Source organism: Anaerosporobacter sp. (genome assembly GCF_031551385.1).
In the GTDB taxonomy this organism is placed as follows: Bacteria; Bacillota; Clostridia; order Lachnospirales; family Lachnospiraceae; genus Anaerosporobacter.
This window is the reverse complement of the sequence record NZ_JAVBNS010000123.1, coordinates 1-14,555: the sequence shown is the minus strand read 5'-3', so window position 1 is coordinate 14,555 and position 14,555 is coordinate 1. Positions and strand designations below refer to the sequence as shown.

Genomic DNA, 14,555 nt, shown 5'->3' with positions numbered 1-14,555 from the left:
AACTTTAATATTCTTAAGCGATAACCCTTGTAATTCCTTAACAAAAGACTCTTTAATATTAAATGGAACTAAAGATGGATTACATTCTGTAATTGTATGTCCTGCGTTCTTAGCAAATTCATACCCATCACCCGTTGAACCTGTTGTTGTATACGATAATCCTCCTGTTGCCACAATTACTGCATCTGCCTGTGTGATTTTTTTATCACCCTTCAAACGAATTCCTTTACATACACCATCTTCTACAACAACTTCAGAAACTTCACTGTAAAAACAGATTTTTACGCCAAGTCTACTTAATTCTCTTTGAAGTGCTCCAATCACATCAGAAGACTTATCTGATTCAGGAAATACACGATTTCCACGTTCAATCTTTGTCTTTAAACCTATCTCTTCAAAAAAATCAATTACATCAAAATTATTGTATGCATAAAAACTACTATATAAGAACTTACTGTTTGTCATAACATGATCAAACAACGTCTCCATATCACAAGCATTTGTTATATTGCAACGTCCTTTTCCTGTGATGTATAGTTTCTTTCCTAACTTTTCATTCTTCTCATATATTGTAACTTGATGGCCATTCCTTGCTGCATAGATAGCTGCAAGCATACCTGCTGCGCCACCGCCGACTATGAAAACTTTACTCATTGCTGATCTCCTCTGGTGTAGTTTGATTTCCATCTCCTTCATATCGATATACCTGGTATTCATCCCAGATTTCTTCTAAGGATGCAAACGTGGAAACTACTTCTTCTTGTTTTTGTTGGCATACACCTACTATAATTGCATTAATAATACTCATTGGAGCAACAATGGAATCTGCTATAGAAGCCATATCACAACGCGCCAAAAGATTGCAATCACAATATTTTGTCATTGGCGAAGCATAACTGTCTGTTATGGATATCAGCTTCGCATTACGTCGATTCGCAAACTCCATCGCTTTCAACGTACTTCTTGAATATCTCGGAAAACTGATTCCAATTAAAACATCTTCTTCATTAATTCGATATAACTGTTCGAACAACTCACTTGTACTATTGGAATGAATCATTACAACGCGCTCAAAGATAAGTCCAAGATAATAACTAAGGAAACTTGCGAGAGGCGCACTACTTCTAATTCCTATAATATAAATCGTCTTTGCATATAATAGCCTCTCTATTGCACTTTTAAATGCTTCTTCATCAATCTCTTCTGCTGTAAGTCGAATCTTTTCCGCATCTGAATGCAACACGGATTTCAAGATATTCTCTTTATTGATACGATCAAATGTCACTTCCATACGTTGAACCGAATTCAAATTATTCTTTGCTAATTCTTCTAATGCACGTTGCAATTTAGGATAGCCATCATATCCAAGTATCATAGCAAAACGTACTACTGTTGACTCACTCACTCCCACTATTTTCCCCATCTTAGCTGCCGTTAAATATACCGCCTTATCATAATTGTTCAAAATATAGTTAGCAAGGAGCTTTTGCCCCTTGCTAAGTGAGTTATATTTATTATTAATATTCTTAACCAAATCCGTTTGTGTATTCATACATACCCCTTTTGTTAGAACGGCATTCGTAACTGTTATTTTGTCATTCTGACTTATTTAGTTTGTATTGCCTGTAATATATGGCTCGTTGATTTTAAACGATATATGACCACTTGCATAAGCTTCTCCTTCTACACGAAAGATTACTTTCTTACATGTAGATAAGTTATCTAGTAAACTATAAGAAATACAATCAAGTGTTGTTATTTCAATAGAACTACCGGCACCTACTATTGGAGCACTATCCTTCTTGAAATTAACGATTACAGCATCACCTTCTTGTGATACACTTTCAATCTTCACTTCATAAGAATTTGTACTAAACGCTTTCACAACTTCTGCTACAATAACTTCCGCTGTAATTTTCGTATCCCCAGAAACATAGGCAATTGCATCTTCTGCCTCTAATGTTTCATCGTTTATTGTATAGATTGAAATCTTAATCTCTTCCTTTGTGCTTTCACTTTCCGTACCTTTTTTACCATCTTCATCTTCTGGTGTTTTATCAACATCTGCTAGCGGCGTTTCATCTGTTGTATCACCTTGCTTTTCTACATCAGATGATACATCCGTTGCACCATCTTGCCCTTGTTCAGAATCGTCTATACCGTCTTCTGTAGCATCTATATTTGTATCGCCCACGTCCTCGTTTGAATCAATGGTGTCATTTACTTTTACTAGATTATTATTCTCTACACTACCTTTTTTCTTGCAACCAGTAACCGCAAGAATAGAAATTACTGCTATTGCAATTAATACTGAAATCTTTCTTTTTTTCATAGGTGTGCTCCTTTCTATATTCCCACGGAATGACTTATTAATTATCTTAAATAGCCTTATCATCTCTTTCACTATTTTTATAATAACCCAAAACTATGTCATTTCTATGGTATTTTACTAAAAAATAGTTAACAAAGGAGTAGAATTAGTAAGGATAACTTCATTCTATTACTTATAGTTTTCAAGAATACAACGACGAAGTAAGTCAAGTGCAGATATAACAGCACCTTCACGTATCTTTTGACGATTTCCTTTAAAGTTAAATTCCTTAACCGTTACTTTCTCATTCACAAAGCAAGCAATATACACTAAGCCAACTGGCTTTTCTTCCGTTCCACCATCTGGTCCAGCAAGACCTGTGATTGCAACAGCTACATCTGCATCTGTATTAATTGCAGCTCCTTTTGCCATTTCCTTCGCACATTGCTCACTTACTGCACCATATTTTTTAAGTGTATTCTTACTCACGTCAAGGTTCTTCTTTTTCGCTTTGTTTGAGTACGTAATAAAACCCTCTTTTAAAATATCAGATACACCTGCTACATTAACAATTCTTCCCGTAAACAAACCACCTGTACAAGATTCCGCTGTAGAAAGTGTCAAATCATATTTCTTTAATAGTTTAACAACAGTCTCTTCTAATGCCTCTGCCTCTTCTGTTGTATATACATTCTGCTTAAAACGATCTTTCAATTCTTTTACCACAGGTTTTACTAATTTTTTAGCTTCCTCTACTGTAGGTGCGCTCGCTGTTACACGTAGATGCACTTCACCACATTTTGCATATGGTGCAATTGTAGGATTGGATTGTACTTCAATTAAGTCAGCAATCTCTGTTTCTACCATGCTCTCACCAATACCACAGATTTTAACCATCTTAGAAAAAATCACATTCGGTCTAATTTGATTTAAGTATCCATAGATATCCTTCTCAAACATAGGAATCATCTCATTTGGAGGTCCTGGAAGAAGAATAATACGTTTCCCTTCTTTTGTCTCAACAATTAATCCAGGTGCTGTTCCGTTGTCATTATCTACTACTTTACATCCTTCAATTGCCATTGCCTGCTTCCAGTTATTATCTGTTATTACTTTGTAATTGCTTCTCTTAAAATAATTTTCAATTCGCTCTCTTGTGTGACTATCTTCTACTAATGGAAGATTTAGCGCTTTCGCAACGGTTTCTTTTGTCAAATCATCCTGTGTTGGTCCTAAACCACCTGTAAGAATAATAACATCGGAACGATTACATGCTGTTGTCACTGTATCAAGCAATCGCTCCGGATTATCGCCTACAGTTATTTCATAATATAATGACATGCCAAGTTCTGCACATTTCTCAGATAGATATGCTGCATTTGTATTAACAATATTACCAAGTAAAAGTTCTGTACCTACACTAATCAATTCAACTACCATTACTATTTGCTCCCTTCTGTAAGAACATTTTTATTCTTAATCAAATAATCAATAAGCGAAATTACGGTTAACGCTAATGCTACATAGATAAATATTTGTTCAAGGGTATTAAAAAACACACCATCAAAGTTAACGATTAATAAAATTGACATAATCATCTGTGCTGTTGTTTTGAATTTTCCCCACCAACTTGCTGCTATTACGACTCCGTTATCTGATGCAACCAAACGGAATCCACTTATAATAAATTCTCTACTGATTATTACTATGATTATCCAAGCTGGTATTAATTGAAGTTGCACAAAACATATAAATGCAGCGCAAACTAGTAATTTATCCGCTAATGGATCCATAAATTTACCAAAATTCGAGATAAGGTTATACTTTCTTGCAATATATCCATCAAGTGCATCTGTTAAGCAAGCAACAATGAATATTACTACTGCAACATAATTGGAGTATGGTACGATATCTGTCAATAAAAACAATACAAATATTGGTATCATACAAACTCGAGCCATTGTTAATTTATTAGGTAGATTCACAAAACTTCACTCCTTTCAATTGACTATATTATAGGACGATTTCTGCCGTTAAGTCATAATCGTTTGCGCCGGTAACTTTAACAGTAACAAAATCACCTGACATAAATTCATGTTCTGCATTTACAAAGATGTAACCATCAATATTCGGTGCATCCATATATGTTCTACCAATATAGACATTATCTTCTGGTAATCTTCCTTCTATCATTACTTTAAGCGTTCTTCCGACCATCTTTTCTGCATGTTCAAAAGCAATTTCTTGCTGCAACATCATTAATTCATCTTTTCGTTCTTCTTTTACTTCTTCCTCAATTTGATCTTCCATGTTCGCTGCTGGAGTATCTTCCTCTGGTGAATATGTAAATACACCAAGACGATCAAATTCCATCTCATCTATGAACTCAAGCAACTGCTCTTGATCTTCCTTTGTTTCTCCCGGAAAACCTGTAATTAATGTAGTACGTAATGCGATATCCGGAATCTCTTTTCTAAGTTTTGTTACAATATCAATTAATTCTTGACGATTCGTACGGCGTCCCATTCTCTTTAATATATTGTCTGATGCATGTTGGATCGGCATATCAAGATAATTACAGATTTTTTCTTCTTCTTTCATAACTTGAATTAACTCATCTGTAATTTCTTCTGGATAGCAATATAGAATACGTATCCATTCGATTCCTTCGATTTTACATAGTTCTTTCAAGAGTTTAGGAAGACTCTTTTCTCCATACAAATCTAATCCGTATAACGTAGTCTCTTGCGCTACTAACATTAATTCTTTTACGCCTTGCTCTGCAAGAGTTTTTGCTTCTGCTAGTAATCGTTCCATCGGTACACTTCTAAACTTACCTCTGATTTTAGGAATGATACAATATGTGCAGTGCTTATCACAACCTTCAGCTATCTTTAAGTACGAATAGTACCCACCTGTTGTTAATACACGTTTACTATCTACGTTTGGCGAAACGTTAATATCTTCAAAACATTCTGTTGTTTTACCTTCAAGTGCTTCTTCAATTACTTTTACAATGTTTTCATAACTTGAAGTTCCAACTACTGCATCTACTTCTGGTATCTCATCTTGAATTTCTTTCTTATATCTTTGTGCAAGACAACCTGTTACTACTAATGCTTTTAGATTCGCCGTTTTCTTAAGCTCCGCCATCTCAAGAATTGTATTCACACTTTCCTCTTTTGCATCATTGATAAAGCAACATGTATTTACAACAATAATGTCAGCCTCGTTCTCATCACTTGTAATAACGTATCCTTTTTGATTAATCAAGCCTAACATCACTTCACTATCTACAAGGTTTTTATCGCAACCTAACGATATAAATAGTATATTCATTCCAAATCTCCTTCTGTGTATATCTAATCCAAGAATAATAATTTATGAATTACCAACTTCTTGTGCCTAGAATTTTATCTTTCTAAAATGAAACATGTATATTCTATCAGTTTTTTTCTTAAAATGAAACAGTAAATTTGCTGTTTATAAAAATTATAGATTTTTCATACCATTTTAATTGACTTTTTTACGTATCTTGTTACTATTGATATAGTGAAAACTGTAAATTAATAAAATAGAACATTGGAGGATGTCTATGAAAAAAACAAAAAATATAGTACTAGTAACACTCTTAGTATTAATCGTGGGATTCATCTACTACTATATTGCGCTCCCACCTATTAACATTCATGCACAAGGATTTTGGTATTTTATTATTAGTGTTCTTGCCATCACTACCGTAATATGCCTTATTACTACCGCAATCAAGAATGTCAAATCACACGGACACGTACAAAATATTAACGACTTCGTTATTACCGCTTCCGACTTCAAAAGCAAGCGAGTATTGATGTCCTTTGCCATTACACTTTGTGCAATTATAATCTTTATAATTGGAAGTATTCTCTCTTCCCCTATTGTTAATGCAGACAAATATCAAAAGCTTATCAACATTGACACAAGAGATTTCTCTGCTGACATTGAACAGATTTCTTACAATGAAATCCCTTTACTTGACCGCGAATCTGCTACATTGCTTGGTTCAAGAAAAATGGGTAGCATGGTAGAGTACGTTTCGCAATTTGAAGTTAGCAATGCCTACACACAAATTAACTTTAACGGCTCACCTGTTCGTGTTACTCCTTTAGATTATGGCAGTCCGTTCAAATGGTTTAGCAACCATTCCGATGGAATTCCTGCCTATATTCGTATCGATATGGCAACACAAGATGTAGAATGTGTTAAGTTAGAATCAGGAATCAAATATTCAAAATCCGATCACTTCGGTCGTAACCTTTATAGATATCTACGTTTTAAATACCCAACCTATATCTTTAATGAACCAAGTTTCGAAATTGATGACTCTGGCGTTCCTTACTGGGTATGCCCTGTCAAAGATTATTCCATCGGTTTATTTGGCGGTGAATCCATTAAAAATGTTGTTCTTGTTAATGCGATTACTGGTGAGCATGTTAATTACAAAATTGGAGATGTTCCAACTTGGGTAGATCATGTATATTCTGCCGACTTATTAATCCGCTACTATGATTACTATGGTACATTAAAACATGGTTACTTGAATACATTATTTAGCCAAAAAGACTGCCTTAAAACTACGGATGGCTATAATTATATCGCTCTTGACGATGATGTATGGGTATATACTGGTGTTACAAGTGTTGGTGGCGATGAATCAAATGTTGGTTTTGTACTTATGAATCAACGTACCGCAGAAACCCGCTATTACTCTGTTGCCGGTGCAGAAGAATACTCTGCTATGTCTTCAGCGGAAGGACAAGTACAGCACTTAGGGTATAAAGCAACTTTCCCATTACTACTGAATATCAACAATGAACCTACTTATTTTATTGCTTTAAAAGATGATTCTGGCTTAGTCAAAAAGTACGCTATGGTTAACATATCCAAATACCAATTCGTAGCGATTGGCGATTCTGTATTAGAATGCGAAAAGACATATACGACTCTTCTTCGTAGCTCAGGTATTACCATTACTGAAGAAGCCAAAACACAAACCATTACAGGAAAGATAACCAAAATTGCCGAAGCTGTAATTGAAGGAAACTCTCATTATTATGTGATGCTTAGTAATTCCAATGATATATTCGATGTTTCTGTTATTAATGCACTTGAAATGATGAAATATGATATTGGAGACTTCATAACATTCACGTATTCAAAAGGATCTGATTGTAATGTTGTTGTAGGTATTGGAAAAACAAAATAGTTTAAAAAACAGCGGTTTTGATTCTCTCAAAACCGCTGTTTTTATATAAGATATTCTATTCGTATCTAACTACAACAATTGTTCCTTATAATCTCCTACAAAAGAATCTCGCAAGAATTTTTGAATACAGCGAACATCTTTCTTCTTGTCCAAAGTGCGGTAACCGCATTCTAAGTTCATTCGAACACGTTTCATCGCTCTGCTATGATTAATTGTAGTTACAAGTACACCTTGACTAAAAATCAACTCTATTACCTCTTCATAGGAATAGCAAGAAGATTTATTTTCATATGTTTGCCATTCTAATTCCGTACAAATCAAGTCTCTGCCAATAACTACAGAACCTGAATACGTATTCGGAATCATCAGTACTGAATTACTATGTATTACATGTTCCTCTGAATCAAGTACCTCTTGATTTGTCTCTTGTAACACCGCACGATATCCATTTGCACAAACAATCTCGCACTCGCGAAGAAACAGACGATACTCTTTCACTTCAAAACAACAGTGATAATTCAAATTAGCATGTTCTATTCCTAATATATTCTGATTAATCTCTTGCTCTGTAATTAACTGTTCTCTCTCTATCATAATCACATCATACTCTTGTTCATGGTAAATCATCTCAGATCTCATACTATCTCGCCCCCTACTCAGAACATGATACCTTTTCAGTTTCCAGTTATACTCTTCACATTTATCTCTTTTGTAACTCAACTGACTCCATACAATTGTTCATTAACATCGCAATTGTCATAGGACCTACTCCACCTGGTACAGGTGTAATCGCTTCTACTTTACTTTCTACATCTGCAAAGTCCACATCTCCACATAGTTTGTTGTTTTCATCACGATGGATACCAACATCAATAACAACCGCTCCGTCTTTCACATATTCACTTGTTATAAACTTAGGTTTTCCAAGTGCTACAATCAAGATATCTGCACGTTTTGTAACTTCTTTTAAGTCTTTTGTTCTTGAATGACAAATTGTTACCGTTGCATTCTCACGCAGCATAAGAAGTGCCATTGGTTTTCCAACGATATTACTTCTTCCAACGATTACACATTCTTTCCCTTCAATTGAAATATTAGAACGCTTTAATAACTGAATTACACCTGCTGGCGTACATGATACAAAACCTTTTTGTCCAATTGATAATGCTCCTACACTTTGAGGGTGGAAACCATCTACATCCTTCTCTGGTGCAATTGTTTTAATTACTAAATCTTCATCTATATGTGATGGTAGTGGTAATTGCACTAAAATACCGTTAACATCTGCTCTCTCATTCAATTCTCTTACCAACTCTAATAACTTCTCTTGTGTTGTTTCTTCTGGAAGTTCATATGCTAATGAACGAATTCCAATAAACTCACATGCCTTTTTCTTATTACCAACATATACACTAGAAGCAGGATCTTCTCCTACTTGAATAACTGCAAGGGTTACTTCCACACCATCTGCCTTATATTCTGTTGCTTTCTGTTTTAACTCTTCCTTTATTTGTAGTGAAATCACTTTTCCATCAATTAAATGTGCCACAACTTTTACCTCCTGTATTTTGTAACTATATTTTATACTATTTCTCTTAGAATTCCTAGAGGTTATTTTAGCAAAGACGAAAATACTCGGTTTGTGTTACTGCAAAGGTTATATGCGGGCAGCAACTAATAAGCACTATGTAAAGTTTATAAAAAGTACTAGCATATTTTTTTCAATTCGTTATACTTATGATACAAGGGTCAAAAGGTCATATGTTTCATGTTTATATGAAACAGTATGACTTTGAGACCCGCAAAACATGAGAAAGCAGCTCGAATAGAGCGGATTTCGAATATTTTAGGATTGCGAGAGCATGAAATGCGTAGCAATCCGTGTATCAGTTGGTGGCAAAAACCTTTTGACACCAATATCATACTTATAGATATGCATTACATCAATATTTACATCTCTAAGAAAAGGACTGTATGAACATGAAAACCATATTTACACATTATCTAAAACCATTCTACAATCGAATTATCTATGGATTCATCGTAAAATTCACAGGAACTCTAATGGATTTATTCATTCCTTGGATACTTGCCTATATGATAGACTCTGTTATACCAACAAAAAATCGGTCGCATATCTATCTATGGGGATTCGCTATGATTATCTGTTCCTTACTTGCTGTTACATTAAATATCGTCGCAAACCGAATGGCGGCAAAAGTAGCAAGCGAAGCAACCGAATCTATCCGTTACGATCTCTTCCACACCATTAGTTATCTTTCTTCTGCACAAACAGACCGTTTCACGAAACCATCGTTAATCTCCAGACTTACAAGCGACACTTACAATGTTCATAATATTATTGGTCGTATGCAAAGACTTGGAATTCGAGCACCAATTCTACTTATTGGTGGTATCTGCATCACTTTGACACTAGATCCAGTTCTTTCTTTTTTACTTATCTGTATACTACCTTTTATCACATTACTTATGATATATGTATCCAAGAAAAGCATTCCTTTATATACGAAATTACAGCAATCTACCGATTCCTTTATACGTGATGTAAGAGAAGCAATTAACGGTATGCGTGTAATTAAAGCCTTATCCAAAGGTAGTTACGAGAAAGATAAATTCAATATCTACAACTCAGAAGTAACCGAGAATGAAAATAAAGCTAGTACTACAATGGCACTCATTAATCCTTGTATGAATCTTTTATTAAATATCGGGCTTATTCTAGTTATCGTAGTTGGTGCATGGCGCGTAAATGAGGGGTTAACGCAAGTAGGTAAAATCCTCGCTTTTCTTACTTACTTCACATTAATTCTGAATGCCATGTTAAGTATCTCGAATATGTTTATCGCCTTCTCGAAAGCTGCTGCTTCCGCAGACCGAATTATGGAAGTCATCGAGTGTAAGGACCTTGATATTGATATCATTGAGGAAAACGCCTTCAAAAAAGACTTTTCTACACCTGTAGATTCATGTAGCTTTATAGAATTCAACCATGTGTCTTTCTCTTATCCAACCGCAGCACCCATGGATTCTAACCTATTTGATGGATTTTCTCCTTCTTCAAATAGGCCACCATCAAGTTTGGATCGAAAACAAAATTTTAGCAAACAACTTGCAAATTTGGCAACAGAAAAAGTCTCAGAAAGCGAAGATTCTACACACGTAGACAACTCATGCACACTATACGATATCAACTTTAGTCTAAAAAAGGGAGAATCATTAGGGATTCTTGGAGCAACCGGATCCGGTAAATCCACAATCCTTCAATTGTTACTACGCTTCTACTCTCCAACAAGCGGAACAATTTCCATTAATGGTACTGATATTAAAGATATCCCGTTAAACGTTCTTCGCCAAAAATTCGGCATTGTATTTCAAAATGACATTCTCTTTCAAGATACCATTCAGGAGAACATTCGTCTTGGCAGAGAGCTTTCCGAAGAGGACATCAAAAATGCCCTCGTCTATTCCAAAGCAAATGAATTCGTAACGGATATTCACTCTTCGCTTACAATCAAAGGTGCTAATCTAAGCGGAGGACAAAAGCAACGTATTCTAATTGCAAGAGCTTTAGCTGCCAAACCAGAAATCTTATTGCTTGATGATTCTTCAAGTGCTCTGGATTACAAAACTGACGCTTTACTTCGTGAACAGTTAAGAGAAAATTTCAAGAATACTACTAAGATAATTATTGCACAGCGCATCAGTTCTATCATGCATGCAGAACATATCCTTGTCCTAGATGATGGCAAGATGATTGATTACGGAACACATGAGCAGTTACTTACACGTTGTTCTATCTACCAAGACCTCAGCAAAACACAGATGGGCTATCAAAATGTAATGTCACAATTAGAAAGGAGTAAGTCATAATGAGAAATCAAAAAAATACATCACCAAAGAAACAACATACTCTTCTCCGACTTAGCACATATCTCCTTCGCTATAAATGGCTACTTCTTTTCGCTGTTATATTAACCCTTGTATCCAATACATTTGCATTACTCGGCCCTATGCTATCTGGTTATGCAATTGATGCCATTCAACCAGGTGTAGGTAACGTTCTATTCGAGAAAGTATTTTATTATGCTACATATATGCTTCTCTTCTATGTTGCATCGTCTATATTTTCCTATCTATTATCAATACTAATGATACATATTGGTAGAAAAATTGCATATTCCATGAGACAAGATGTATTTGAAAAACTAATTAAGCTCCCTATCGGATACTTTGATACACACCAAACAGGAGATATCCTCAGTAGGATTTCTTATGATATCGACACGGTAAATACCTCCCTTTCAACTGACTTAGTTCAGATTAGCACGAGTATTATTACGATTATCGGCGCATTTTCAATGATGCTCTATCTCTCCCCCAAACTCGTTCTAGTTTTCGTCATTACAGTTCCATTGTCAATCCTATTGACGAAATATATTACCGGTAAAACCCGCCCGCTGTTTCGTACACGTTCTGCTAAACTTGGGGAATTAAATGGCTTTGTAGAAGAAATGATTAGTGGACAGAAAACACTACGTGCATATCACCAAGAGGAAACTACGATTTTAAAATTCAGTCAGAAAAATAAAGACGCCGTTAATGCATATTATGATGCAGAATACTACGGAAGTATGATTGGCCCTTGTGTTAACGTAATCAATAACCTTTCCCTTTCATTTATTTCCGTATTTGGTGCTTTGCTCTATCTAGCTGGATCAATGAGCATCGGTAATATCTCTTCCTTTATTCTCTATAGTAGGAAGTTTTCAGGACCTATCAATGAAGCTGCTAATATTCTGAGTGATTTTCAGTCTGCTCTTGCTGCCGCTGAACGAATCTTTAAATTACTAGATGAGGGTGAAGAATCCATTGACGAACCTGATGCTGTAACATTTACAAATGTTACATCTCATGATACTATTATAGTACAAGGTGACGTCAAAGCTTCACATGTTAACTTCTCTTATGAACCAGAGAAACCAATCCTTAAAGACATAAGTTTTCATGCGAAACCGGGCAATATGATTGCTGTCGTTGGTACTACTGGTTCTGGAAAGACAACACTCATCAACTTATTAATGCGTTTCTATGACGTTGATAGCGGAAACATCACTGTTGATGAGCATACTATCACACATGTAACACGTAGTAGCCTAAGAAAATCTTATTCTATGGTCTTACAAGACACTTGGTTATTCCATGGTACAATATTCGAAAACATCGCTTACGGTAAGGAATCCGTTACTCTTGAGGAAGTTATTGAAGTTGCTAAAGCAGCAAAGATCCACTCCTTTATTATGCGTCTGCCAAACGGCTACGACACGATATTAAGTGATGATGGAACAAATATATCCAAAGGGCAAAAACAACTTATTACCATCGCTCGCGCCATGCTACTTGATACAAATATGTTGATTCTTGATGAAGCAACATCTAACGTAGACACCCGAACAGTGCAACAAATTCAATCTGCTATGCGAAAAATTATGAAGGACAAAACATGTTTTGTTATTGCCCATCGCCTTTCTACGATTCAGAATGCCGATTGTATTCTTGTGATACACGATGGTACTATCGTAGAATCTGGTACACATGATGAATTATTAGAACGACATGGCGTATACGAGAAGATGTATATGGCACAATTTGAGGGGTAAGGGAGGTAGACTATATGATTTTACAATACAATATGGCAGCAGCAACTGCCCTTCGTTATTATGGAATGAACAGCAAACGTTTATGTAGCTTGACCGAGAAACTCTCTTCTGGCTACCGAATCAATCGCTCTTCTGATGATCCTGCTGGTTTCCAAATCAGTGAAAAGATGCGTGCACAGATACGCGGTCTTACTACCGCTTCTAAGAATGCTCAAGATGGCATCTCTTTACTACAAACTGCTGATGGTGCTCTGAATGAAGTTCATGATATTATACAAAGAATGCGCGAACTTTGTGTTCAAGCCGCAAATGATACCAATGCTTCACAAGACCGCGATGCAATCCAAAAAGAACTCGATCAGCTCTCTGAGGAAATCACTCGCATCTCCGATGATACAGAATTTAATTCAAAGAAATTATTAAATGGTTCTCTCAAAAACACAAACACCGATTCTTCCACTAAATCAGGTGGCTTGCATCTTCAAATTGGAGCGAATAGCAATCAAAGCATCTCCATAACAATCGAGAGTGCCAATGCTTCCGAATTAGGAGTTGACTCTCTATCTGTTGCAAGCCACGAAGAAGCCAATGATGCAATCAGCAAATGTGACAAAGCGTTAAAAGATGTTTCCGGCATCCGCTCCACGATTGGTGCATACCAAAACCGCCTAGAACATACCATCGCAAATCTTGATAATACCGCCGAAAACTTGCAAGATGCAGAAAGTCGAATCAGAGACTTAGACATGGCAAAAGCTCTTGCCGAATATGCAAAGGTTCAGATTCTATTACAGGCAAGTCAAGCCATGATTGCACAGGCAAATCAAAATCCGAATGGAATTCTTGCTCTACTTGGTTAAATACTAAGAAACATTTATTCATTTGTAGGTAATTCACATACTTGTGTATGATACATTTTCGATGCAAAACAAGGCTGTCGCAAAACAAATTTCATCTTCGATATATCGTAATAGTTTCCACAAACATTATGATATATCAAAGAAAGCTTTTATTTTACAACAGCCTTATTTTATTATTTTAATACTAAAAGCATTTCTTCTTTTTCTAGTAAACATCACATCTTCTCTGTGTTTTGTATTTTCTACAAACTGCCTACTTTATAGAATACCAAAATATTGGATATGCGTAAATCACATGCTCCGTTGCTAGTCTTCCATAATGATTCACATTCTTTCCATCAAATACACTAACTGCAGATTGTAGTCCACCAGAAGAACGTAGCCAAGAAGTCTTTTCAACTATATTTCCAAGTACCGCTTCATATTTTGCAATCTCTTCCAAATCCAAGAGGTATATTTTA

Annotated in this window: 13 protein-coding genes; 4 read left to right on the top strand and 9 right to left on the bottom strand. The window is 35.6% G+C overall.

Going from position 1 to position 14,555, the window contains the following annotated elements; genetic code table 11:
* The 6 genes from RMR19_RS10695 to rimO all read right to left on the bottom strand — a co-directional run.
* On the bottom strand, positions 1-654 hold a 654-nt coding region (locus RMR19_RS10695; RefSeq protein ID WP_310603481.1), incomplete at its 3' end, for an aminoacetone oxidase family FAD-binding enzyme.
* Entirely contained in the window at positions 647-1,552 is a 906-nt protein-coding gene (locus RMR19_RS10690) for a MurR/RpiR family transcriptional regulator (RefSeq protein WP_310603480.1), read from the bottom strand. The genes RMR19_RS10695 and RMR19_RS10690, both read right to left, overlap by 8 nt.
* Before the next feature lie 57 nt (positions 1,553-1,609).
* On the bottom strand, positions 1,610-2,332 hold the full coding sequence (locus tag RMR19_RS10685; RefSeq protein ID WP_310603479.1) for a GerMN domain-containing protein: 723 nt from the start codon (positions 2,330-2,332) through the stop codon (positions 1,610-1,612).
* Positions 2,333-2,500: 168 nt separating this feature from the next.
* Positions 2,501-3,751 carry a competence/damage-inducible protein A gene (locus RMR19_RS10680; RefSeq protein WP_310603478.1) on the bottom strand — a complete coding sequence of 417 codons (1,251 nt, stop codon included), beginning with the start codon at positions 3,749-3,751 and terminating at the stop codon, positions 2,501-2,503.
* Between the two features lie 2 nt (positions 3,752-3,753).
* Complete coding sequence (pgsA, locus tag RMR19_RS10675; RefSeq protein ID WP_310603477.1) at positions 3,754-4,296, bottom strand: CDP-diacylglycerol--glycerol-3-phosphate 3-phosphatidyltransferase; 543 nt, start codon at positions 4,294-4,296, stop codon at positions 3,754-3,756.
* A 28-nt stretch (positions 4,297-4,324) separates the two neighbouring features.
* Complete coding sequence (gene rimO / locus RMR19_RS10670) at positions 4,325-5,650, bottom strand: 30S ribosomal protein S12 methylthiotransferase RimO (protein ID WP_310603476.1); 1,326 nt, start codon at positions 5,648-5,650, stop codon at positions 4,325-4,327.
* A gap of 256 nt (positions 5,651-5,906) precedes the next feature.
* Here rimO and RMR19_RS10665 point away from each other — a divergent pair, with 256 nt between their 5' ends.
* Positions 5,907-7,556: a CvpA family protein gene (locus RMR19_RS10665; protein ID WP_310603475.1), complete on the top strand. Its 1,650-nt coding sequence runs from the start codon at positions 5,907-5,909 to the stop codon at positions 7,554-7,556.
* A gap of 69 nt (positions 7,557-7,625) precedes the next feature.
* On the opposite strand, the gene RMR19_RS10660 is transcribed toward RMR19_RS10665, so the two are convergent.
* Both RMR19_RS10660 and folD read right to left on the bottom strand, forming a co-directional pair.
* A complete protein-coding gene (locus tag RMR19_RS10660) occupies positions 7,626-8,195 on the bottom strand; it encodes a hypothetical protein (RefSeq protein ID WP_310603474.1) in 570 nt (189 codons plus the stop codon).
* 61 nt (positions 8,196-8,256) lie between these two features.
* Positions 8,257-9,105 (bottom strand): bifunctional methylenetetrahydrofolate dehydrogenase/methenyltetrahydrofolate cyclohydrolase FolD, encoded by an 849-nt coding sequence (folD, locus tag RMR19_RS10655; protein WP_310603473.1) that lies wholly within the window; start codon positions 9,103-9,105, stop codon positions 8,257-8,259.
* A gap of 431 nt (positions 9,106-9,536) precedes the next feature.
* Here folD and RMR19_RS10650 point away from each other — a divergent pair, with 431 nt between their 5' ends.
* The 3 genes from RMR19_RS10650 to RMR19_RS10640 are packed head-to-tail and all read left to right on the top strand — an operon-like array spanning position 9,537 to position 14,094.
* Positions 9,537-11,447 carry an ABC transporter ATP-binding protein gene (locus RMR19_RS10650; RefSeq protein WP_310603472.1) on the top strand — a complete coding sequence of 637 codons (1,911 nt, stop codon included), beginning with the start codon at positions 9,537-9,539 and terminating at the stop codon, positions 11,445-11,447.
* Entirely contained in the window at positions 11,447-13,234 is a 1,788-nt protein-coding gene (locus RMR19_RS10645) for an ABC transporter ATP-binding protein (protein ID WP_310603471.1), read from the top strand. Before RMR19_RS10650 ends, RMR19_RS10645 begins: the two co-directional genes overlap by 1 nt.
* Positions 13,235-13,248: 14 nt before the next feature.
* On the top strand, positions 13,249-14,094 hold the full coding sequence (locus tag RMR19_RS10640; RefSeq protein WP_310603470.1) for a flagellin N-terminal helical domain-containing protein: 846 nt from the start codon (positions 13,249-13,251) through the stop codon (positions 14,092-14,094).
* Between the two features lie 253 nt (positions 14,095-14,347).
* On the opposite strand, the gene RMR19_RS10635 is transcribed toward RMR19_RS10640, so the two are convergent.
* Positions 14,348-14,555, bottom strand: a 208-nt coding sequence (locus RMR19_RS10635) for a hypothetical protein (RefSeq protein ID WP_310603469.1), incomplete at its 5' end; no start/stop codon positions are given.